This window comes from Burkholderia sp. WAC0059 (assembly GCF_002870125.1).
Taxonomy (GTDB): domain Bacteria; phylum Pseudomonadota; class Gammaproteobacteria; order Burkholderiales; family Burkholderiaceae; genus Paraburkholderia.
The window spans coordinates 193,247-213,511 of sequence record NZ_PNEO01000009.1 but is presented as its reverse complement, the minus strand read 5'-3'; the positions used below and the strand labels follow the sequence as shown (position 1 = coordinate 213,511).

Below are 20,265 nucleotides of genomic sequence, written 5' to 3'. Positions count from 1 at the left end.
CACTCGATTGCCGTCGGCTCTCGTCGCGTTCCATTCCTTGCATGCAACAGATCGCGCTTTGAACAATTGAAACCCGTTGCTCCCGGCTCCTGCTCCTTATCGCATGGCCTGATCTGGCATAAAACGGAGCGCCACGATAACGTCAACTTTTATATTGCGAGAATGCACGGGACACCCCTCGATTTATAGAAATTCAAGCCGTTATATTGGATCGTAGGTCATTCGCAGGTTACATAAAAATTGGAAGTTTCTCCATGAGTGCCGTGTTTTTGCCTCTTGATCTCCGCCTTCTTCGCCCGGGAACCCGATGAATCAAGCCATTGAACTGGACCTGAAAGAACGCGTCGGCACACTCGCCGATAGCGGAAACAGCTACGTCGCGCTGCCCTTGCTCGAAGAGCTGCAAAAGGATTCGGGCGTCGAGGCAAGAGTCCTGTTATCGCGTGTTCTTCGCCATCTCGGCAACGGTAGCCGGTCGCGAGCCATCGATGTCCAGCTTTGGCGCCAGTTCCCAGACGATCCCGATGCCATTCTCGGTTACGCGCGCATCCTGAGCGAGCGGCGTGGGCTCTATCATGCCTGGCACTGGACCAGTAGCAGGATGCTTCCGGCTGACGCGTCGCTCACCTGTACGGCCGAATGGCATTCGCTGCGTGGCAGTATCGCGGCCGGGCTCCTCGACTGGGAAACGGCGGGGCGTCTCTTTGCCAGCGCGCGAGACCTCACGCCGGACTCGCCGTGGATCTGGGTCGAATACGCTTACGGCCTCGCGCTGGAGGATCGTTGCGACGAGGCTATCAACGCCGCGAAGAAGGCACTTGCGCTCAACCCGGACTACCGCTCGGCCGTACAGGCGCTCGCGTATCTACTGTCGATAACCGGTGAGGACGAAGCAGCCATCGCGCTGCTCGAGAGCGCCCGTGCAGCCATGCGGAATGCGGACCTCGAGATACAGTTGTTCGGCCTTTTGAGTGAGCACCAGCGTTTCGACGAAGCATGGCAGGCGCTCGAGCGAAGCCGGGTGTACTCGCCGTATGCCGACCGGGCGCGCCGCATCTGGTTCGAGCAGGCCAGCGCGGGGAATCTGCTTGCTCGTAAACGCTATGCCGAATCGAGGATGCATTGCATTGCGGCGGCAGATCCATTTCACGCCTCGATCGCGGCACGCATCGACGCCCTGACCGAGGGCGAAGCGCCACGCCGTGTGCTGCTCGACGTGGGCTTCGTGCGCCAGCATCACATGACCTGCTCGCCAGCCACGCTCAGTGCGCTTAGCCAGTTCTGGGGACGCCCGGCGAAGCATCTGGAGATTGCCGAACAGATCTGCTACGACGGAACGCCCACGCACAGTGAACGTGCCTGGACTGAGCGAAACGGCTTTCTTGCGCACGAATTCACGGTGGACTGGAATGTGGCGACGGCGCTCATTGACGCAGGTGTGCCTTTCGCGCTGACGACCCAGAACACGGATTCGGGGCATCTTCAGGCCGTAATCGGTTATGACGCGCTGCGCCACACGCTGTTGGTTCGCGACCCGACGCAGCGTATTCACGCGGAGTTCCATGCCGACTCGCTGTTCGAGGCGCAGCGCGCCGGCGGGCCGCGCGGCATGGTGATGTTGCCGCCGGAGGAGGCGCACCGCATCACAGGGGTGACGTTGCCCGACGCCAACGAATGGGACAGCTATTACGCGGTCATGCGCGCGCTTAACCAGCATGATCGCGATGCCGCGCAGGCCGCCGCCGATGCGCAATGCCAACGCGCGCCCGACCACTGGTTGACGCTCTGGAGCCTGCGTAGCCTCGCGTACTACGACGGCGACGCGACGGCCGCCGCGGCAATCGTGGAGCGTTTGGTCGAGCGCTTCGGCGAGCGGCCCGAGTTGCTACTGCAATGGCAGCAATCGTTGGGTCAGGTGGGCACGCGCGCGCAGGTGCTGGAGTTGTCCGAGCGCGCTGTGCAGCTTCATCCGCGTAATGCGCCGCTCCTGACCCGTCTTGCGATGCTGCATACGGAAGACGCGCGCGAGCTTGGCCAGGCCGATCAGGCTCTGACGCGCGCACTGCGCGAGCACCCCGTCGATGCGGGTGCCTGGCAGGCCATGGCGAACGTGCTGTGGTTATCCGGCGACCGACGCCACGCGCTTGAACATTACCGGATTGCCGCGTGCCTCGCGGATCTGCAGGAGAACATGGCCTCGGCCTATATCCGTGCGTGCCGGGCGCTCGGAGACATCGAGCACGGGCTTGCATGGCTCGGGGCACGACAACAGCGGCTGGGCGTACGGTCGGCGGGTCCCACGATCACCTACTTTTGCGAACTGGAAAATCTCGAGCGCACGGCGGAGGCCTTCGCACTTGCCGAAGACGCGTTACGGCAGCGACCCGACGACGAGGTGCTGCGCCTCTTCTGTGCGCAAAAGTATCTTCAGTATGGCGAGGTGGAGAAGGCGCATCAGGTGCTGCTCGCCGCGCAGGGGCGTACGCGGGCCGTCGACCGGCTGCGCGTCGAGGCCACGCTGGCGCTACGAGAAGGCCGGCTCGACGATGCATGGACGGCAATCGCTGGCGCGTGCGAGCAGGAACCCCTACGCAACGACGTGTGGCGCCAGGCCGTCGACATCCTTGCGCAACGTTCGGGACGGCGCGCCGTGGTCGATCGTTTGCGCGAGGCCTGCGCGCAGCATAGGACTATCATTGCCCTGCACGCGCTGTTGCTCGAATGGCTGGCCGGGGATTCGCCACAGGAGCGTGAAGCGGTGTTGCGACACGTGCTCTCGTTGAACGGAAAGAACGCCTTCATGTGGCGTGAGCTTGCCACGAACCTCGCGGGCCAGCGGCGCCTGCCCGAGGCATGGGAGGCCGCCCGGCAATCGCTGTCCCTCGCCCCGCAAGACGCGAATACATACGCGGTGTTCGCGAGCCTGCACTTTGGCGCCGGGGAGGTCGAAGCGGGGCAGGCCCAATGTCGCGAAGCGCTACAGCGGTCGATTGACCAGGGCTACGCATTCAACATGCTGGTGACGGCGTGCAATTCGCACGAGGACCGGCTTGCAGCGCTTGAGTTCATCGAGGCGCAGTTGCTCCAGCAGGCAACGCAAGGGACCGCTCTGCTGCTTTTCCAGCCGCTTGCGAAATTTACCTGGTCCGTCGAGGAACTCGAAGCGCGGCTCGATGCGCTGCGCGCCCGTCGGCCAGAACTGTGGCAAGCGTGGCTCGTGCCGGCCTTACATCGCATCGAAGCCGGCAAGCTGGCTGAGGCGCAGGCGCAACTCGAAGAAGCCGTCGAGCGCTTTCCTTTTACGGCGCGGCTCCATTACGAGCTTGCACGTATCGCGGCGATGCAGCGGCGGCCGCACGACGCCCACAAGAGCGTGCGGCGCGCCTTGCAGCTCGAACCGGCGTGGGGCTGGGCGATCCGCCTGTACGTCGATCTTGCGCTCGGCAACGCTGCTCAACTGGAGTCTGCGCTGGCTCTTCTCGATTCTCCGCTGTCGCGCAGCGCGGAGAGCGTGGACTGTCACGTGCTGCGTAGCAAGGTGCTGTGGAAGATGGGGCGGCGCGAGGATGCGGTCGATACGCTTGAGCGCGCGCTCGAGCGCTGGCCGGAGCACATCGAGGCGTGGCAGCTGGCGTCGGCGTGGACGCGCGAGCAAGGCGAGATCGACCGTGTGCGCCGTATCGCGGTGCGTTCGGTCGAACTGCATCCGCACAACGTGACCTGCTGGGTCCGGCTCGCCGATAGCGAAAACTCGCTCGAAGAAGCCAGCGCGGCACTCGAGCGTGCCACGACACTGGAGCCGCTCAGCCAGCTTGTCTACATCGCTCGGCTCAACGCGCTAGTGCGTTTCAGACAGTTCGATGCGGTGCGCGAGGCGGTGCGGACCGCGCCGTGGGGCGAGCGTTCGCCCACCGTAATCAGGCGTTATGTGCCGCGCGCGCTGTGGCATGAGCAAAAGGCCGGCGAAGCGATCGACGGCATGTATGCCTTGTTGGCCGAGGAGCCCAACGATTTTTCGCTGTGGCAGGAGTTGGCCGACTGGCTTGGCACGACCCCGCGTCTCGACGAGTATCAGAGCGCGGCGCGTGAAATGGTCCGCCTCGCGCCGGGCACCGCCATTGCACACGGCCACCTCGGCCAGGCGCTGCGCAAGCGAGGCGATATCGAACTGGCGATCCAGAGTCTGCGTACCGCGTTCGATCTCGACCACAATTATGCGTTCGCCGGCTTTACGCTGGCCGATCTGTTGCTGCAAAGTACGTGGCAAGAGACACAACCCGTGTTGCGCATCCTGCGCGAGCGCTTTCCTGGCGTCGCCGTCGCGCTGCGCGAGCTGCGCTATGCCGTAGCCGGCGATTTCAGCGGTGGGATGCCCCAGCCGCTGCGTGAAATCGTGCGCGCTGCGCCTGCGGAGGCTGGCATGTTCGGGGAAGCCGCGAAGGCGGTGCCGAAGGGGCACGGCAAGCGGCTGCTGCTGGACGCGATTCGCGATGCATGTGCTGACGGCGAGGCATGCGAGCCGGCGATTGGCTATTGGCTCGAACGTGAGTTCGACCTGGCCGATACCGGGCTGTTCGATCAGCTTGAGCCTTATCTGAAAGCCGACCGTGATAACCGGCTAAAGAGGGTGTTCATCAAAACGGTTACGCAAAAAAAGCGATATGGCATCGTGCCAATGATCGTGGAATGCTATGGGGCGGTGATGCGCGCTAACCCCAGTGACTGGGGCGAGGTGAGCTACGGGCTGGTGACGGGTAACAGCTTTCAGGAGGCGATTGAGTGGATGCACGACTGGCGGCGCGACGATGCTCCATGGTGGGCCCTGGACAATCTTGCGATCGCGATGCGTAATCTGGGCATGATTGAGGTGGCTCATGAGGTTTCGGCTGCATCTCACGCAAAGGAGCCCAGCCGGCCCGATGCCATGGTCTGGCTCGCCATCGACGCCGCGCTGGGTGGCGATCTCGATGCGATGCAGCAGTATCTCGACCGTACGCAGGGCGCAGAAATACGCCCGTTCTATCGGGCGTTGCGTGATGTGATGGTCGCGTATCGCTTTGCCGTGGAGAGCGGGCAGACCGCAACACTGCGAGGGGCATTCGCCCGGGTACGCCTCCAATCCAAGGCGCAGAAGACGCTGGCGAAGCTCATGGCCGACGTGCGGCGTTTATGGGCCCACAGGACGACGGGTTTGCAGCGGCTGTGGCGTTTCGCCAGCCTGCTGTGAAGAAGAATTCGTACTTGGCGTGCCGAGCGCTTCCGGCTGGTGCGGCCGTCGTTCACTTTACCCGGAAGGATTTCCTCGACGAACTGGAGGCCGGAAAGATGCCGGCGCAGGACGAGAATGTCTTGCATTTTGTGCGGCCGCAGGCGCAAGGGATGGCAGACAGGTGGATGCGCAGCCAGGGGCAACGCTGTTCGATCTGGGTGGCATCCAGTACGAGTTACTGCCCTTGCTCGTATGCGGTCAGTTTCGCTTGTGCCTGATCTGGCCGGATGCTGTGAATGGCGGCGGCGACCTCATCAGTGTTGTACGAGACACCGACGCCACCTCTCCCTGATCCAATGACGGTTGCGAATATCGCGCGGCCGATCTTCTTTTCGCTGAACTGGCTCGTGCAGATCGACTTGTAATCGTCCTCTTTCATCTCGAAAGAATCGCAATTGTTGACCATCAGTTGATATGCGCTGCTCCAGTGCTGCAGGTCAGGCGTTGCGACGAACATTTCCCGGTCATCCGTCTTTCTCAGATCAACTGCGCGATCGGATATCGTGTCGATATCCCAATGTGCGCCGTCTCTTTTCAATACGACGAAGAGAACTGGGCTCGCGGTGTCGCGGATGTAATGGTCTAACACTCCCCAGGCGTTATTGACCTCAAGGGGCTGTGCCGGTGTGCCCTCGCAGAAGGCCGGTCGGGCAATCAGGGCGAGTGCGAGAATGGCAGAGGAAGTCAGGAGCCTTTTCACCTGGCACCTCATCTGGCGTTCTCGAGTTGCCCGAGGTTTTGCATCACTCCAGCCTGATCAAGAGCATAGCGGGGGGAATTGACGATCCGCATCTGATTCGTTTGAGGGCTTTCGTACGAGCGATACGTCGCTTCGTCCAGTCGGCCCATCGCATAATTTTTTTCGATTCCCATCGGCATAAACCGTGTGGCGAACGCGCTGTTACATGGCGTGTACATGGCAGGTTCCCGGCTCATGAGTGCGAGGTGTGCCGCGTCACAGATGTAGACCACCGTCTTCTGCTGATAATTGAGTGGATCGTTGTACGTCTGGAAGTCCCGGTCCTGATAGTCGGGTGCGTAGTGAGTCAAGTCTGCGCTGAACGCGATGCGCTCTTGCCGAGCGTTTTTGATGGGTTGCCGCTGTTTGGAGACACTGACCAGGTGATATTTGCCGTCTGCGATGCTCTTCTCGAGCAGGACAAACGTGGCATTGCGCAGTTCGTCTTTCGAAAGCAGGGGATTTTCGAACCTGACCGGCTGGCCGGCGGCATTAGTTATCCTGGGTGCCGGCACGGTGCAGCCTGCCGCAATAACGGAGATCGCCGCGAAAAAAAAGACTCGCTTCATAGGTTCCTCATGCCCTGATTCTGGTTAGCCGGGTGCTATAGACATCGGCCCTGTCGATGAAAGATTTTTGTAATCAGATCCTCGATTTACAGGCGGCACACCGGCGGCCGATGTCAGTGCCTCAAGGATCTTGCTGGTCTGATGCGTGATGCAAAAGCCGTAGATGCTTGTGCATCATATAGGAACTATTGGGGTCATGCCAGCCCCGTTGAAAGGCCCCGACCCACGCCCGACGCTCGTTTCATTGCGAGACGTTCTGGGGTTCAATGTGCGCGCTGTCCGTGTTCAGAGGTCGCTATCTCAGGAACAGTTGGGCTTTGCTGCTGGTCTCGACAGGACATTTATCAGCCAGGTCGAAAGGGCGCGGATCAACGTGTCGATAGACAATGTTGAGCGTCTCGCAATCGCCCTTGACGTACCTGCGCATGAGCTTTTCCGGCGTCCCCAAGGCGCAGCAGACTCTAAGAATTCGGCTAGTTAGTCGGCCGCCGACTGCTTTGGCATGGTCTTCCCTTACAGCGCTCATCGCGCTGGACACCTTGCCGCTCGGTTGCCGCCCAAGGCTCGCAAACTGGCCGGATGCTGATCGAATCAGGGCGTTGCGATTGGCAGGACGGAATCGTCTTGATGGCCTGGTAAGAGCGACCGCGAAATCACCGTTCAGATGCTGGGGGAGTTTGCGAACCAGATCATGGTAGGCCTGTAGCGCTATACCTGGACCCGCGGGTGTTACCCCGCTTCTCCAGGAGAGCGGTATGTCTGAACGTTATCCGGTCGATCCGGTCCTTCTCTATAACAAAGCGGTGCTGCTTACTGCGTTGCAGGATGCAGGTGCGGTATCCGCGGTGATCACTTATTCGGGTTGCGACGATAACGGTGGTCTGACCGAGCTTCTCATCGCTGATATCGACGGAAACGAACTGCCTGGTGCGCAGATTGTCCTGACCATGCGGGAGTACGGCGGTCGCATCCCCCACGAGTACAAGTCCGTGTATTTCATCACGGACGACAACTCACTGTACGATGCGTTGGTCGAATTTGCCGAACGCGCGATCGCGCTGCATCACCCCGGTTACGAAAATGATCAGGGTGGCACAGGAGAGATCAGGTTCGACTGTGTGACCGGCGAAGTGCGCATGTCGCACAACAGCTATTACATTGAAGCGGCTCATACGGAGGGCGGCCTGTGAGCCCCGACCGGTTGCGGGTTTGCTGCTCGCTGGCCGGATGGCCGGGGCTGGCGGTTGGCGGCATCCCCGATGTACTGGCTGCCACGCATGTGGAGCCGCTCTTCGGCGCGCTCTCCATGGATCACGTTCAGCTTGTGCCGCAGACATTCGGGCCGCTCGATGAAGAGCGGGTCGACGCGCTGCGTTGCGCCTTTCCGAGTACGCAGTTTCGCCTGCATGCCAACGTGCGTGTGCTGCAGCGGCACCGGATTGCCGACTTATCGACATTCGATGTGGATCTGGACTGGTTCAAGCAGGCGGCGCGGATTAGCCGGAGGCTCGATGCGCCGGCCTATAGCGCCCATGCTGGCTGCCGTCATCACGCGACGCTGGATCAGGTGCTGGACAATGCCCGCCGTTGCACTGACCTGTTTTGCTGCCCGGTGGCGGTCGAAGGGCTCTACCCAGACCGGCACGGCAAGCAGCTTGTCTCCACTTGGAACGAATATCGTGTCGTCTTCGAGTCAGGGGTACCCTATGCTATCGACCTGTCGCACCTGAATATCGTCGCGCATCGCGAGGGCCGTGAAGATGGCCTGGTTGCCGACATGCTCGCATGCGATCGTTGCCTCGAGATTCACGTCAGCGGCAACGATGGCACAGGTGACTGGCATCAGGTCTGCAGCGAGCCACCGTGGTGGTATCCGCTGTTGCTTGCCGGTCGGAACCCGGGTGCGGTGATTTTTAGCGAGGGCAACCACCGGCGCATGGAGCATGCGGAACTCGGCACAGCCTCCAGCCCTGTCTTCAGGCGATTGATGCTCTGAGTGCTGGATGCAATCGGCCGTACCGTCGCCAATCTCGTCGCAGGGCGGCCTGGATCTCCTGTGATCCAGCCCGATCCTGGCGCACGAAAGGAAAAGCCAACCCGAGGGGTTGGCTTTTCGTGTCTTTGTCGGAGCGGCGCCCGCTGTTCCCGGTCACCTGGGCTACAGAGTCCGGGCGTTAGATAAATCCAACGTTCTCCCGGTCACCACGCTCGATGGTATGGCTTGCGCCATGTGGCTCCACCTTCTGCTAGATTACGCCTCACCTTCGTGCCACTCTGGCGGGCTTCTCGTCATCAGCGACGGCGAAGAGCATAGCATGAACGACGTTAACCGGCGACGTGGTCGTTGGTCTCGATGGAGGACCAAAGCGGCAGTACGAACTGGGACTGCGGTTCACGTGTTTTCTCCGCCATCGTTTTTTGATACTGGTCGAAAGCTCGGCGGACCGCCCGACGTAGCGGCAGATGACAGTCTTTTGCATTTTGTGCTTCGACGAAATCCCCGAGTTCGCACGTCAACAGGATGCTGACCAAGCCATCCTTGCCGGTCAGATTGTCGTGATAATCGAGACTCGCGTTCAGCAACTCGCATCGCTGTGCCAGCGTTGTGCACCCGTCGATGAACGGTGCATTTTCCACCAGTGACCGGCCGAGTTCCAGAAGACCTTCGTCTTCCAGCATCTCACATGTGCCGCGCAAGAACCGGATTTGAAGTTGAAGATTGGCGATGCGAGTCGGGTCGATTTCCAATAGTGGTCCGACCTTCAGTTCGGCAAGCTGCCGGCTCAATTTGCGAACCGTACTTTCCATCCGATTCACAGTCAGACAAATACCCAGCGCCGCCTGTATCGTAGGAGCAATGAAGTCATGGACTTCGCACAGCCTGGTGGGAGCTGGTCGTGTCAATCCAGTGGAGGAACTTCCCATGTTTCGCGCCTCTGATGTGTTGGGATCGGGATGTATAGCACGCTGTTTTTGCCCTCCACGTCGAAACAGGGCCGCCACGGAGAAATTAACCATGGAGGATTGGGCGATATTTTTTTGTAACAGGATGCGCGATCGGGGCTGTGCGCGATCGTTTTGCTTGTTCCCGGGGATCGTACCCATGCCGAAGCCATGTCACTGATGCCCACTCCAGTTTTCCTGGGCACTGAAGACCTGCTCCTGCCAGCGACGCACGGCGACTTCGGTCCAGTAAACATGCTTGCCGATCCGGACAGGCGGTGGGAAGGAGCCCTCCCTGACCATGTTTTCCAGTGTGCGCTCGGAGATCGACAGACGTTCACAGAGTGTCTGCTTGTTGATCTGGCGGATGACGGTGGCGTCTGTTGCGAGGCGGGGAGTGGGCTGCTGGGCCATGTGAGAAATACCTGGTCGTAACTAATGACCCGTATAGCGCAGCACCGTGAGCATGACGGAAAAAGACTGGATCGGGACAGCGCAGTGATGCCGGGAAATGCCCATCGTTGCACAGGAAACGGACGGGGTTTTCCGAATGCAGGTATGGCGGAATGGCTGCTGTCCAAGTACAATCCACCCAGACTGCAGTGGTGCGGAAAATCTGGCCGGAATCTGGCCAGGGCACTGGTGGATGAGTGCGCCCGACTGCGGTTGACTGCGCCCAAGTGCTTGTTTTTACGATGAGTTGCGTTCGGCTGCGGAGCCAGAAACAGGCGGAATTTCATTGAAAATCCGCGTGTCGATGGTTCGATTCCGTCCCAGGCCACCAATAGATTCAAGTGCTTAGCCCGGCCCTGTGCCGGGCTTTGTGCTTTTTAGGGCCAATATCCGGCGCGAATCTGGCAATGGCACCGGGGCGCTCCCGCGTCCGACGGCGCCTGGATGGAGTCTAAACATCATCAGGTTCCTTCGCCCACCGCACTCCCTGCCCTCTCCTCTACACGCGTCCGCTTCCTTCGATGTCCTTCCCCTGGCCCGGTTGCTGCAGCCGCGCGCCAGGCCTGCCAGCCCGAAACGCGCGGCCCCGTTCAGAGAGGCGCGGGATGGGCGTTCCGGCTCACGCCTGGCATGCAGCGGGCCTACCCGTGCCGGTTTCCCAGGCGAAGCGGCGGCCCGGCGAGAAATGGAGTCTTTTTGCGCGCGTTACGAGACGAGGCAGGCCTCCGCCGGTCTTTGCGTGTTGTTCCGTAGACGTTTGCCTGGGCCGACGCAGTCGCCTGCCAGCGCGCCCTCAAGAGGGCTCTGCCGCAGAGCGGATCAGGTTTCGATGCAACTCAAACAGCCGGGCGGCCGCCTTTCCGTCGCACCGCGCATTTGTCGATCCGACGCATGGGAACATCGTCACGATGGACACGCCCGGTGCTTTGTAGCGAAAAGGCTGGGGACGCAACTACGGATTCCGGCGCGAGTTCGCTCCGCTATGCTTCGAGCGGTGCGTCGGGAAGAATGCGTATACGGCCGGGCAGACGCCGCGCAAACGGTCCGCGCGATTCATCGCCGTCTCGTGTGGGAGCCTGTCGCATTTGCCCTGGGAACGGGAGGCGGTGAAGTGGCCGCCTGGTCGGAGAGCCCGCGCGCGCCGAGGCGGTCTACTCGGCAAACGGCAGCGAAGTCTGGCCTTCGGCTCGCATATCGAATACGTTCAACGTCATCGCAACGAGCGCGTAATAGCCGAGCAGGCCGACGAGATTCACCACGACAACGCGTCCGAAGCGCGCCAGCGCCGTGTCGTACGTTTTGTCGGAGATTCGCGAGTTCTCGTACAGCTCGGTCGAAAACGCGTAGACGAGCGCGTCGTCCGGATCGTCGAAAGCGGGCGGCTCGTCTTTTCGTATCGCTTCGGCGATTATCGCCGGAAGGCCTGCCTCGATCGCGATCGGATAGTGAATGTGCCATTCCGCCTGCGCTCGCCATCGCGCAGCGGTGACGAGAATGGCCAGCTCCGACAGTCGAAGCGGCAGCCCGGTTTCGTACCGGCAGAACGCGCCCAGTCGTTGCGCATGGTCGGCGAGCCGCGGGCTGTGTATCCAGCCGTGAAACGGGCCGTTCAAGTTGCCGCGCGGACCGCTGACGATGCTTTCGAGCACGCTTTTCTGTTCGTCCGTCGCCAGCTCGATCCGGAAGTCGGGAAGTCGTTTCGCCATGTTCAAGTCTATTAAAGGCCGGTTCCGCCGGCGATGCTGGCGGAACCGGCCTCGTCGTCCTCGCCCGGGAAAAAGGAGAAAGCGCGAGACCGCCGTTCAGCTTTGCGCGGCCGTCCTGAGCGCGTTCCGCAAGATCGACATGCCGTCGTCGATCTGCGCGTCGGTGCAGACCATCGGGGGCACCAGGCGGATCACGTTCATGCGGCCGTGACTGCCGCGTGCCTGCAGAATCAGTCCGTTATCCTGACAGATTTCCACCACGCGCCGTGCCATCGCATTGGCCGGCTCCTTCGTTGCGCGATCCTGCACCAGCTCGACGCCGTAAAGCACGCCGCGCCCGCGCACGTCGCCGATGAATTCAAACTCGTCCTGCATCGTGCCGAGCAGCGACGCCATACGCTCGCCGATCTGCGCCGCGCGCTCGACCAGGCCGTCTTTCTCGATGATGTCGAGGCTCGCGATGCCCGCCGCGCACGTAATCGGATCGCACGCATGCGAGCGGGTGGCGAAATAGCCGTTCGCGGCCGCCTTGTCCGCAATGGCCGCCGTGGTGCAGACCGCGCTGATCGGCAGCCCGGCGCCGAAGTGCTTCGATACCGTCATGATGTCGGGCACGATGTCCTCGTGCTGGTGTCCCCACATCTGTCCGGTCTTGCCGAGCCCGGTTTGCGACTCATCCATGATCAGCAGCATGCCGTATTGGTCGCAGAGTTCCCGCAGCGCTTTCACGTAGCCGGGCGGCGGCACGATGATCCCGCCCGCGCTCAGCACCGGCTCCATGATCACCGCAGCGGGCTTGCCGGTGAAGTTGCTGGCGGCCAGCTCGAAGCTCGTCTTCAGGCACTGGTAGTGCGTTCCCTTCGCGCACGAGCAGTTATCCCCGACCGGGCATCGATAGGTGTACGGCGCGAGGATCGACGACGTGGCCTGGGCGGCGAGATTGTGCTTGCTGCGGCTCCATCCGAACGACAGCGAGCGGGACACGAACGACGTGGAGCCGTGCAGCCCCATGTGCAGGCCCAGCACGTCGACGCCGCCGGTCACCTTGCGCGCCATGTCGACGGCGGCCTCCACCGCGTCGCTGCCGCTCACGAGGAAGAGCGTCTTCTGCAACGGCTTCGTCAGGATTTCCCCCAGACGTCGATGCAGTTCGAGACGATCGACGTTGAGAAACGTCTTTGTCGAATGGCTGATGGTCGTGAGGCTGCGCGTGACGGCTTCGACGTAAATCGGATGGTTATGGCCGAGCGCCGCCGCCATCTGCCCCGAGCCGAAGTCGAGATAGCTTTTGCCGTTGGTGTCGATCACGTTGACGCCCTCGGCGCGCGCGATGACCGGACGCTTCTCCAGTCCCGCCATGTAGGCGCCGTTCGGCGTCGGCACCATCCACTGATCGATTATCTGTTTGACTTCCTGAGCATTCATTTCTCATCTCCGCAATGTGAACAGTACCTACCCTTCGATTCGCCCGGCGACCCGGGCCCATCCGTTCGCGGCCAGAAGCCGTTCATGTCGTAATGTACGGATATTCATACATTTAAGACCGGACTTTCCCTCCGTTCGCGGTCGCGGCGATTCAGTTCCGCGACACGCCGTTCCCCGTCACAGACGGACGAACAGGCGATTGAACCGCTCGCGGCTCTCCAGCAGGTGCATGCAGCGGGAGATCAGCCGGTTGACCACGAAGTACATCGCGATGAGCGTCAGATAGACGGCCATCGGCGAAGTCATCAGACGCGCGTCGATCTGCCGGCCGATGTCGGTCAGGTCCGCCAGGCCGATCAGAAACGCCAGCGACGTATCCTTGATGACGACCACGTACCTGCCCGCCAGCACCGGCAGCATCGCATGAAAGGCCTGCGGCAGAACGACGTGAAGCTGCGTCTGCCAGCGCGAAAGCCCCAGCACCCTGGACGCCTCGATCTGCCCTTGAGGTATCGAACGCAGCCCGCCCATTACGATTTCGGCGATGTACGCCGACGTGAACAGCGTGAGCGCGAGCACTGCGCTCACGATCGGCGAAACTTCGAAGCCCAGTAGTTGCGGAGGAATGAAATACACCCAGAAAACGAGGATCAGCACCGGCACGCTGCGCAGAATCTGGATATAGACGAGCGCGGGGAGGCGCCAGTACGCGCGCCCGGCGTTGCGCATCAGCCCCACGACCGCGCCAAGCAACGTCGAGCCGACAATCGACAGCGCACCTACCACGAGGGTCAGCAGCAGGCCTCCCATCGATCCGTCGACAAAGAGATTGCCGAACAGCAGGCGTTCGATGTTGGGCCAGGTCAGGACGCTGGAAAAGTCCATCATGCTTGCTCCTGCCGCGCCGCCGGCAGCGGTGCGGTCCGACGGCGGGAAAACAGCGAGTCCAGCCGGTGTCCGCCGGCGCTCGCAAGACAGCAGATGATCATGTAGAGCACCGTCACGGCAACCAGCGCCTCCGTGCCGCGGAAGTCGTAGGAATCGATGTACCGATACTGAAAAGTCAGTTCCGTCACGCCGATCGCCATGGCCAGCGACGTGTTCTTGATCAGCGCAACCGTTTCGTTGATCAACGCCGGCACGATGATCGGGCCCATCTGCGGCAGCACGATCGTCGCGATCGTTCGCGGCATGCGTATCCCGAGCACGCGCGCGGCCTCGTATTGTCCCTTCGGCACCGCGTTCAGTCCGGCGCGCAGGATCTCCGCGTAGAACGCGCCGTGATAGAGCGCCAGCGCGAACGCGGCCGCGACGAACTCGAGGCCCGTATCGCGCAGTTGCAAAAAGAGTGCCGTGGGCAATATCCACGACGCGGAGAAATACCAGAACATGATCTGCACGACAGGCGGCGTGTTGCGCGCCAGCTCCACGTACAGCCAGCACGCCGGGGCGGTGACGCGCCAGTCGAGCCAGCGCACCATGCCGAAGACGACGCCCAGCAGCAGCCCGCCGCACAGCGCGCAGACGCTGAGTTCGAGCGTGACCTGCAAGCCGTCCAGCAGCCGCAGGCCAGGCTCGCCCCACATGAATGTCCAGTCGAAGTGATACGCGGAGTTCGGCATCATGGCGGTCCGGCATGTAGCGTTCGCGTCGATCGTGCGGCAGGCGTCATTTGCTCCAGATCCGCATCTTGAAGTCGCCGAAGTCGTGCGTCGTCAGCTTCAGCTTCGAGTTCTTGCCCAGCCACTTGTCGAAGATCCGCTGCCAGGTGCCGTCGAGCCACTGGTCCTGCAGCAGGAAGTTGATTTCGTTCAGCGACTTCGAATCGTTCTGCCGCATCGCGATCGCGTAGTAGTCGCCGCCGTATGAACCTTCGTTGCCGAGCACGACGTAGTCGTCCGGGTCGGGCGCAGCCATGCGCAAGCCCTGGAGAATCGACGTATCGGTGGCGATCGCGTCGACCAGACCGCGGCTGAGCGCAAAGAACGCATCGGGCCAGCCCGGGAAGCTCTGGACCGTGGTCTTCGGTTCGATGGCCGGAAGCCGGTAGATCGCGTCCGTGCCGGCAGCGGCGCCGACGCGCTTGCCGGCGAGATCCGCCAGGCTCCTGATGCTGCTCGATTTCCTGACCATCAGCGTTTGCGGCGTGTACAGGTAGCCAATGGAAAAGTCGACGACCTTGTTGCGCGACCGGTAGTGGGACACGGTTGCAATGAGCAGGTCGACTCGCCCTTGTTCGAGTAGCTGAATTCGCGTCGCCGCGGGCGCGGGAACGAACTGGACCTTGACGCCGAGGCGCTTCGCCAGGTCGGTGATCAGGTCGATTTCGAATCCGGCGTTCTTGCCGTTCTCGTCGATGAAACCGAACGGCGGCGTATCGGTCTTGACGCCGGCGATCAGCACGCCCCGCTGTTTCACGAGGTCGATCATCGAGGTCGGGGCCGGCGCCGAAGGGGCCTGCGCATGGCTCAGACAGGGAAGCACGGCGAACGCCATGCCAAGCATCAGTGCACGGAATGTCTTGTTCATCGTCAATTCCAGATTCCAGGTTTCGGGTTTCGCTGCGGACCCGACGGCTCAGAACGATCAGCGGGTCAATATCCTTTCGATGAAATCGCGGGTTCTCTGCTGCCGGGGACGATCGAAGAACTGATCCGGCGCGCCCTGCTCGACGACCCGTCCGCCATCCATGAAGACAATGCGGTCGGCCACTTCGCGGGCAAAACCCATTTCGTGAGTGACGATCACCATCGTCATGCCGTCGTTGGCCAGATCGCGAATCACTTCCAGCACTTCGTGAATCATTTCCGGGTCCAGCGCCGACGTGGGCTCGTCGAACAGCAGGACCTCGGGGCCCATGCAGACGGCGCGCGCAATCGCGACACGCTGCTGCTGGCCTCCCGACAGCATGTCGGGAAACGCGCTCTCCTTGCCCTGCAGCCCCACCCTGACCAGAAGCGCGCGCGCATCCTGCTGGACATCCTGCTTCGGCCGCCCGAGCACCTTCACCGGAGCGAACATCACGTTCTGCAGGATGGTCATGTGCGGAAACAGGTTGAACGACTGGAACACCATGCCGATCCTCGCGTCCAGCGCGCTCAGCCGATGTCCGCGACCGGAAACGTCCCGTCCCGCCACACGGACATGGCCCGCATCGAAGCGCTCGAGGCCGTTCAGACATCGCAGCAGCGTGCTTTTGCCCGAACCGCTTGGCCCGCACAGCACCACGACCTCGCCGGCCTGCACCTCCAGATCGATACCCTTCAGCACCGAGAGCGCCCCGAAGCTCTTGGTCAACTGCGAAATCCGGATCACCGCCTCGGTATTCCCCGCTTTTGCCGATCCATTGTTCATATGTCTTAATAAACATACATTAACGAAGTCGCGATGCTCGCCCAGCGGCGCGTACCGCGCGTTGCTATTGCAGGTCACCGACCCGGTGTCCGATCTTCGTCGCCGGCGTTCGCATCGGGAGCGCCGGCTATTTCTTCCCGCCGGCCACGGGTTTTGAGGGCTTGGTGTTCCGCGTCTGTTTTTGCGACTTGCCGTGCGCGGTGAAATCCACGGTGTAGCGGTAACGATCCGCGCGGTAATACGAACGAAACAGCATGAACTGGTCGCCGTCGCCCACCTTGAACAGACGGGTGATGAACAGCACCGGCGCCCCGATGGGAATCTCCAGCAATCGCGCCATTTCAGTGTCCGCGACCAGCGCCTCGATCTGCTGGCGTTCCTCGGTCGCCCGCGCGTGCAGTTCCTCTTCGACTATCTCGGTTATCGACGAGTGAGCAAGGTCGAGCGAAACCACTTGCTCGCCGGTTTTCATCGACAGAAATGCGTCGTGCAGCACAAGCGGCTTACCCTCGAAAAAGCGCAGGCGGCTGATGTGGAAAATCTGCTCGCCCGCACCCGGTATCTGGGCCATTTCCGCCGGGGTCCTGATTCGTTCCGCTTTCAATACCTGTGCATGCGTATCGAGATGAAGCGACGAGAAATCCTCGATCATGCCGGTTACGCGGTCGTCGGCCGGTTGTTCGGGACGTCGGACAAAGAACGTGCCCTTTGCCCTGTGACGCTGGATCAGCCCTTCCTGCTCCAGTCCCCGCAACGCCTCGCGGACGGTCTCCCGCGACACGCCGAACTCGCGGCCGAGCAGTTCCTCGGTCGGCAGGCGGTCCCCAAGCTCATAGTCACGATACATACGCCGCTTCAACACCTCCCGGACCTGCAGATACTTGGGGAAGGGGTTGAAAAACTCCTGGACCTTCGGGACTGCGGTTTTTTTGACTGTCATCGTTGTTGGACATTGGGCGCTTTCTCCGCCTGACGACACAGCGCCGGGCGGGTCCGGCGTGCACGGCATGAAGCCCGGTAGCCGCACATTCATTTGATGGTATTGACAATCGTACAATCAAAAAGAGGTGTCAAGCGGCAAAAAAACGGCAAAAGCGAAAGGGCGCAATCCGGCGCCCCGCAGGCGGTTTGTCCGCGCGGCGGCAGATGCCGCGACGATGTTTGCGTCGGTGCCGGCGGTGTCCGGCGACGGAACCTGCCCCGGAGAACGGCGACGGAAAACGACGAGCTTATTTGCGCGTGCCGGACACGCGGGCCAACCACGCGACGCGCATCGGCTTCAGCATCGCGATGGCCAGCAATGCGGTGCACGCATCCAGCGCGATCGCGGTGCCGAACACCGCGTTCCAGCCGCCCGTCCGCTGATGCAGCAGCGCGGCGACCGGGCCGCCCAGAATCGAGCCGATACCCTGCGCATACGACAGGCACGCGTAATTGACGATCGCATGCTTGCTGCCGTACGTGTCGGTCAACGTCGACGGGAACAGCGAAAAAATCTCGCCCCAACCGAGAAACACCACGCCGGACAGCACGACGAACAGGACCGGGTCGTGACGCAGCGTGAGCCACAGCGCCATCGCCAGCGCCTCCATGCCGAACGCGATGAACATCGTGTTTTCGCGTCCGATGCTGTCGGAGATCCAGCCGAACATGGGCCGCGTGACCCCGTTCGCGACGCGGTCGACCGTCAGCGCGAGCGGCAGTGCCGCAAGGCCGAGCACCGTGATGCCCGCCATCCCGAAGTCGCGCGTGAAGACGGCCATCTGCGACGTCACCATGAGGCCCGACGTCGACATCATCGACATCATCGCGAACAGCAGCCAGAAAATCGGCGTACGCAGCATCGAGCGCGTACCGGTGTCGGGCACCGCCGCGGTTGCTGCGGGCGGCACCCAGTCCTTCATGTGGCCGTCGGGCGGCAGCCGCAGGCTAAGCGCCGCCAATACGCCGACGGCCGCAAGGATCAGCCCGTACACGTTCATTGCATGCTGATAGCCGTATTTCGCGAGGCTGATGCTGATCGGAAACGTAGTGGTCATCGCGCCCATGCCGAAGCCGGCCATCACGATGCCGACCGCGAGGCCGCGGCGATCGGGGAACCAGCGCGCCATCAGGCCGATCGTGCCGACGACGATGATGCCGACGCCGATGCCGCAGACCACGCCATAGCTCAGATAAACCGCCAGCAGCGACCCGGCGCGGCTGGTCAGAATCCAGCCAAGACCCGTCATCGCGCCGCCGGCGGCGAGAAGCCAGCGCGGTCCGAAGCGCTCGATCAGATAGCCTTCGAGCGGCGAAAGAAACGTCTGACAGACGATCAGGATCGAAAACGTCACCTGAAGGCTCGGCAACGATACGTTGAGCTTCCCGGTGAGCGAATGCGTCCATAGCGTCCAGATATATTGCGGATTCGACGACACCATCGCGCACACCGCGCCGCAAAAGAGCTGCCACCAGCGGTTTTGCAGCAGTTGCCCGACCGACGATCGCGTAACGCGACTGGGGGCCTGAGTCTGAGTTGCCATGCCAATGCGCTTCCCGGAATGAGAGCGCGGGAACGAGCAAAGGCTATGCCAGTGCGTCGTTCGACATGGCGCCGCGCCTGTCGGGGCGCTATGGTCGCGTCGCGCGAACGCATGTCGTGCGCGACGCCTCCGATTGGTGCCTTCGCGCCCGCGGAACGGGTATATCGACCGGCGCACGAAACCGGCGAGCTTGTGATGTAATGCGCGTTCCGTCGACACCGTTGCCAGTCCCATGCGCGATTACTTCACCTTCAACGCAGGCAATGTCGTTTTGCAGTCGGGCATGACTTTCCGCGACGCGCAGCTCGCATATCAGACTTACGGCAAGCTCGATGCCGACAAGTCGAACGCGATTCTGTACATGACGTCGTTCGCCGCGCATCACTACGACATGGAATGGATGGTCGGCCCGGGCAAGGCGCTCGATACCGACCGGTACTTCGTCGTGATCCCCAATCTGTTCGGCAACGGCCTTTCGTCGTCGCCGAGCAATGCGGTCGAGCCGTTTAGCGGCAGCCGCTGGCCGAACCTTACGATCACCGACAACGTCCGCATCCAGCACCGGATGCTGCGCGACGTGTTCGGCATCGACAGGCTGGCGCTCGCGTGCGGATGGTCGATGGGCGGCATTCAGGCGTACCACTGGGCGGCGCTTTTCCCGTCGATGGTCGAGCGGCTGGTCGTGCTATGCGGCGCAGCGAAGACATCCGCCCACAACCAGGTCTTCATCGACGGCGTGCGGGCGACGTTGACCACCGATCCCGCGTATCAGGGCGGCACGTTCGTCTCGCGGCCGGAGCGCGGGTTGCGCGCGATGGGGCGCAATTATGCGGCGATGGCGATGTCGCAGACGTTTTATCGCAACGAGCTGTGGCGCCGGGCGGGTTTTTCGTCGCTCGAGGATTTCATTGTCGGGTCGTGGGAAGCGAACTTCCTGAAGCGCGACGGCAACAATCTGCTCGCGCATCTGTGGACGTGGCGGCACGCCAACATCGCCGACAACGAGATTTACAACGGCGACCTCGAAGCGGCACTGCGCGCGATCAGCGCGCGGGCGCTGATCATGCCGGGCGATACCGATCTCTACTTTCAGGTAGAAGACAACCGGCTCGAGGTCGAGGCGATGCGCAACGCGCGTCTGCTGCCGATTCGATCGGACTGGGGACACAGGGCGGGTTTACCGACGGCGAACGTGGAAGACGCCGAGTTCATTTCGGCGGCGATCAGAGCGCATCTGGCGGCGTGAGCGGGCAGCGGTTGGACGCTGCGCGAATTCTTTCCG

The 20,265-nt window shown here is 62.0% G+C and carries 18 protein-coding genes; 6 read left to right on the top strand and 12 right to left on the bottom strand.

Going from position 1 to position 20,265, the window contains the following annotated elements:
• Positions 1-189, top strand: a 189-nt coding sequence (locus tag CY652_RS24655) for a hypothetical protein (protein ID WP_219723728.1), incomplete at its 5' end; no start/stop codon positions are given.
• Between the two features lie 118 nt (positions 190-307).
• Positions 308-5,227 carry a tetratricopeptide repeat protein gene (locus tag CY652_RS11780; RefSeq protein ID WP_102130887.1) on the top strand — a complete coding sequence of 1,640 codons (4,920 nt, stop codon included), beginning with the start codon at positions 308-310 and terminating at the stop codon, positions 5,225-5,227.
• A gap of 217 nt (positions 5,228-5,444) precedes the next feature.
• On the opposite strand, the gene CY652_RS11775 is transcribed toward CY652_RS11780, so the two are convergent.
• Positions 5,445-5,969 carry a hypothetical protein gene (locus CY652_RS11775; RefSeq protein ID WP_146010077.1) on the bottom strand — a complete coding sequence of 175 codons (525 nt, stop codon included), beginning with the start codon at positions 5,967-5,969 and terminating at the stop codon, positions 5,445-5,447.
• 8 nt (positions 5,970-5,977) lie between these two features.
• Positions 5,978-6,577 carry a hypothetical protein gene (locus CY652_RS11770; protein ID WP_102130885.1) on the bottom strand — a complete coding sequence of 200 codons (600 nt, stop codon included), beginning with the start codon at positions 6,575-6,577 and terminating at the stop codon, positions 5,978-5,980.
• 163 nt (positions 6,578-6,740) lie between these two features.
• Between CY652_RS11770 and CY652_RS11765 the strand changes: the two genes are divergently transcribed.
• The 3 genes from CY652_RS11765 (at position 6,741) to CY652_RS11755 (ending at position 8,573) form a co-directional block, all read left to right on the top strand.
• Positions 6,741-7,058 carry a helix-turn-helix domain-containing protein gene (locus CY652_RS11765; protein WP_308410383.1) on the top strand — a complete coding sequence of 106 codons (318 nt, stop codon included), beginning with the start codon at positions 6,741-6,743 and terminating at the stop codon, positions 7,056-7,058.
• A 274-nt stretch (positions 7,059-7,332) separates the two neighbouring features.
• Complete coding sequence (locus CY652_RS11760; RefSeq protein ID WP_102130883.1) at positions 7,333-7,767, top strand: DUF6878 family protein; 435 nt, start codon at positions 7,333-7,335, stop codon at positions 7,765-7,767.
• Complete coding sequence (locus tag CY652_RS11755; RefSeq protein WP_146010076.1) at positions 7,764-8,573, top strand: hypothetical protein; 810 nt, start codon at positions 7,764-7,766, stop codon at positions 8,571-8,573. The genes CY652_RS11760 and CY652_RS11755 overlap by 4 nt, the downstream gene beginning before the upstream one ends.
• A gap of 329 nt (positions 8,574-8,902) precedes the next feature.
• Here the strand turns inward: CY652_RS11755 and CY652_RS23995 are convergent, their stop codons facing one another.
• The 10 genes from CY652_RS23995 to oxlT form a co-directional block, all read right to left on the bottom strand.
• Complete coding sequence (locus CY652_RS23995; RefSeq protein ID WP_146010075.1) at positions 8,903-9,682, bottom strand: hypothetical protein; 780 nt, start codon at positions 9,680-9,682, stop codon at positions 8,903-8,905.
• A 12-nt stretch (positions 9,683-9,694) separates the two neighbouring features.
• The gene (locus CY652_RS11745) at positions 9,695-9,934 is read right to left on the bottom strand and encodes a helix-turn-helix transcriptional regulator (RefSeq protein ID WP_102130880.1); all 240 of its coding nucleotides are present in this window, start codon (positions 9,932-9,934) and stop codon (positions 9,695-9,697) included.
• A gap of 1,190 nt (positions 9,935-11,124) precedes the next feature.
• On the bottom strand, positions 11,125-11,679 hold the full coding sequence (locus CY652_RS11740; RefSeq protein ID WP_102130879.1) for a carboxymuconolactone decarboxylase family protein: 555 nt from the start codon (positions 11,677-11,679) through the stop codon (positions 11,125-11,127).
• A gap of 96 nt (positions 11,680-11,775) precedes the next feature.
• On the bottom strand, positions 11,776-13,104 hold the full coding sequence (locus CY652_RS11735) for an aspartate aminotransferase family protein (protein WP_102130878.1): 1,329 nt from the start codon (positions 13,102-13,104) through the stop codon (positions 11,776-11,778).
• A 177-nt stretch (positions 13,105-13,281) separates the two neighbouring features.
• Entirely contained in the window at positions 13,282-13,992 is a 711-nt protein-coding gene (locus tag CY652_RS11730; protein ID WP_102130877.1) for an amino acid ABC transporter permease, read from the bottom strand.
• Complete coding sequence (locus tag CY652_RS11725; RefSeq protein WP_102130876.1) at positions 13,989-14,729, bottom strand: amino acid ABC transporter permease; 741 nt, start codon at positions 14,727-14,729, stop codon at positions 13,989-13,991. The genes CY652_RS11730 and CY652_RS11725 overlap by 4 nt, the downstream gene beginning before the upstream one ends.
• 43 nt (positions 14,730-14,772) lie before the next feature.
• Complete coding sequence (locus CY652_RS11720; RefSeq protein ID WP_102130875.1) at positions 14,773-15,633, bottom strand: transporter substrate-binding domain-containing protein; 861 nt, start codon at positions 15,631-15,633, stop codon at positions 14,773-14,775.
• A 57-nt stretch (positions 15,634-15,690) separates the two neighbouring features.
• Positions 15,691-16,374, bottom strand: coding sequence for an amino acid ABC transporter ATP-binding protein (locus tag CY652_RS11715; protein ID WP_308410382.1), 684 nt, complete (start codon positions 16,372-16,374; stop codon positions 15,691-15,693).
• Positions 16,375-16,585: 211 nt separating this feature from the next.
• Positions 16,586-17,398 (bottom strand): GntR family transcriptional regulator, encoded by an 813-nt coding sequence (locus tag CY652_RS11710; protein WP_180970543.1) that lies wholly within the window; start codon positions 17,396-17,398, stop codon positions 16,586-16,588.
• A 289-nt stretch (positions 17,399-17,687) separates the two neighbouring features.
• Positions 17,688-18,983, bottom strand: a complete 1,296-nt coding sequence (gene oxlT, locus CY652_RS11705; RefSeq protein ID WP_102130873.1) for an oxalate/formate MFS antiporter — start codon at positions 18,981-18,983, stop codon at positions 17,688-17,690.
• 232 nt (positions 18,984-19,215) lie between these two features.
• On the opposite strand from oxlT, the gene CY652_RS11700 reads away from it, so the two are divergent.
• Positions 19,216-20,229, top strand: a complete 1,014-nt coding sequence (locus tag CY652_RS11700; protein WP_102130872.1) for an alpha/beta fold hydrolase — start codon at positions 19,216-19,218, stop codon at positions 20,227-20,229.
• Positions 20,230-20,265: the final 36 nt, after the last annotated feature.

Excerpts from the sequence above, each read along its gene's own strand:
- CY652_RS11710 (WP_180970543.1), bottom strand. The coding sequence starts at position 17,398 with ATGACAGTCAAAAAAACCGCAGTCCCGAAGGTCCAGGAGTTTTTCAAC.
- CY652_RS11760 (WP_102130883.1), top strand. The coding sequence starts at position 7,333 with ATGTCTGAACGTTATCCGGTCGATCCGGTCCTTCTCTATAACAAAGCG.
- CY652_RS11740 (WP_102130879.1), bottom strand. The coding sequence starts at position 11,679 with ATGGCGAAACGACTTCCCGACTTCCGGATCGAGCTGGCGACGGACGAA.
- CY652_RS11720 (WP_102130875.1), bottom strand. The coding sequence starts at position 15,633 with ATGAACAAGACATTCCGTGCACTGATGCTTGGCATGGCGTTCGCCGTG.
- oxlT (WP_102130873.1), bottom strand. The coding sequence starts at position 18,983 with ATGGCAACTCAGACTCAGGCCCCCAGTCGCGTTACGCGATCGTCGGTC.
- CY652_RS11770 (WP_102130885.1), bottom strand. The coding sequence starts at position 6,577 with ATGAAGCGAGTCTTTTTTTTCGCGGCGATCTCCGTTATTGCGGCAGGC.
- CY652_RS23995 (WP_146010075.1), bottom strand. The coding sequence starts at position 9,682 with ATGGGTACGATCCCCGGGAACAAGCAAAACGATCGCGCACAGCCCCGA.
- CY652_RS11700 (WP_102130872.1), top strand. The coding sequence starts at position 19,216 with ATGCGCGATTACTTCACCTTCAACGCAGGCAATGTCGTTTTGCAGTCG.
- CY652_RS11725 (WP_102130876.1), bottom strand. The coding sequence starts at position 14,729 with ATGATGCCGAACTCCGCGTATCACTTCGACTGGACATTCATGTGGGGC.
- CY652_RS11780 (WP_102130887.1), top strand. The coding sequence starts at position 308 with ATGAATCAAGCCATTGAACTGGACCTGAAAGAACGCGTCGGCACACTC.
- CY652_RS11765 (WP_308410383.1), top strand. The coding sequence starts at position 6,741 with ATGCTTGTGCATCATATAGGAACTATTGGGGTCATGCCAGCCCCGTTG.
- CY652_RS11730 (WP_102130877.1), bottom strand. The coding sequence starts at position 13,992 with ATGATGGACTTTTCCAGCGTCCTGACCTGGCCCAACATCGAACGCCTG.
- CY652_RS11745 (WP_102130880.1), bottom strand. The coding sequence starts at position 9,934 with ATGGCCCAGCAGCCCACTCCCCGCCTCGCAACAGACGCCACCGTCATC.
- CY652_RS11735 (WP_102130878.1), bottom strand. The coding sequence starts at position 13,104 with ATGAATGCTCAGGAAGTCAAACAGATAATCGATCAGTGGATGGTGCCG.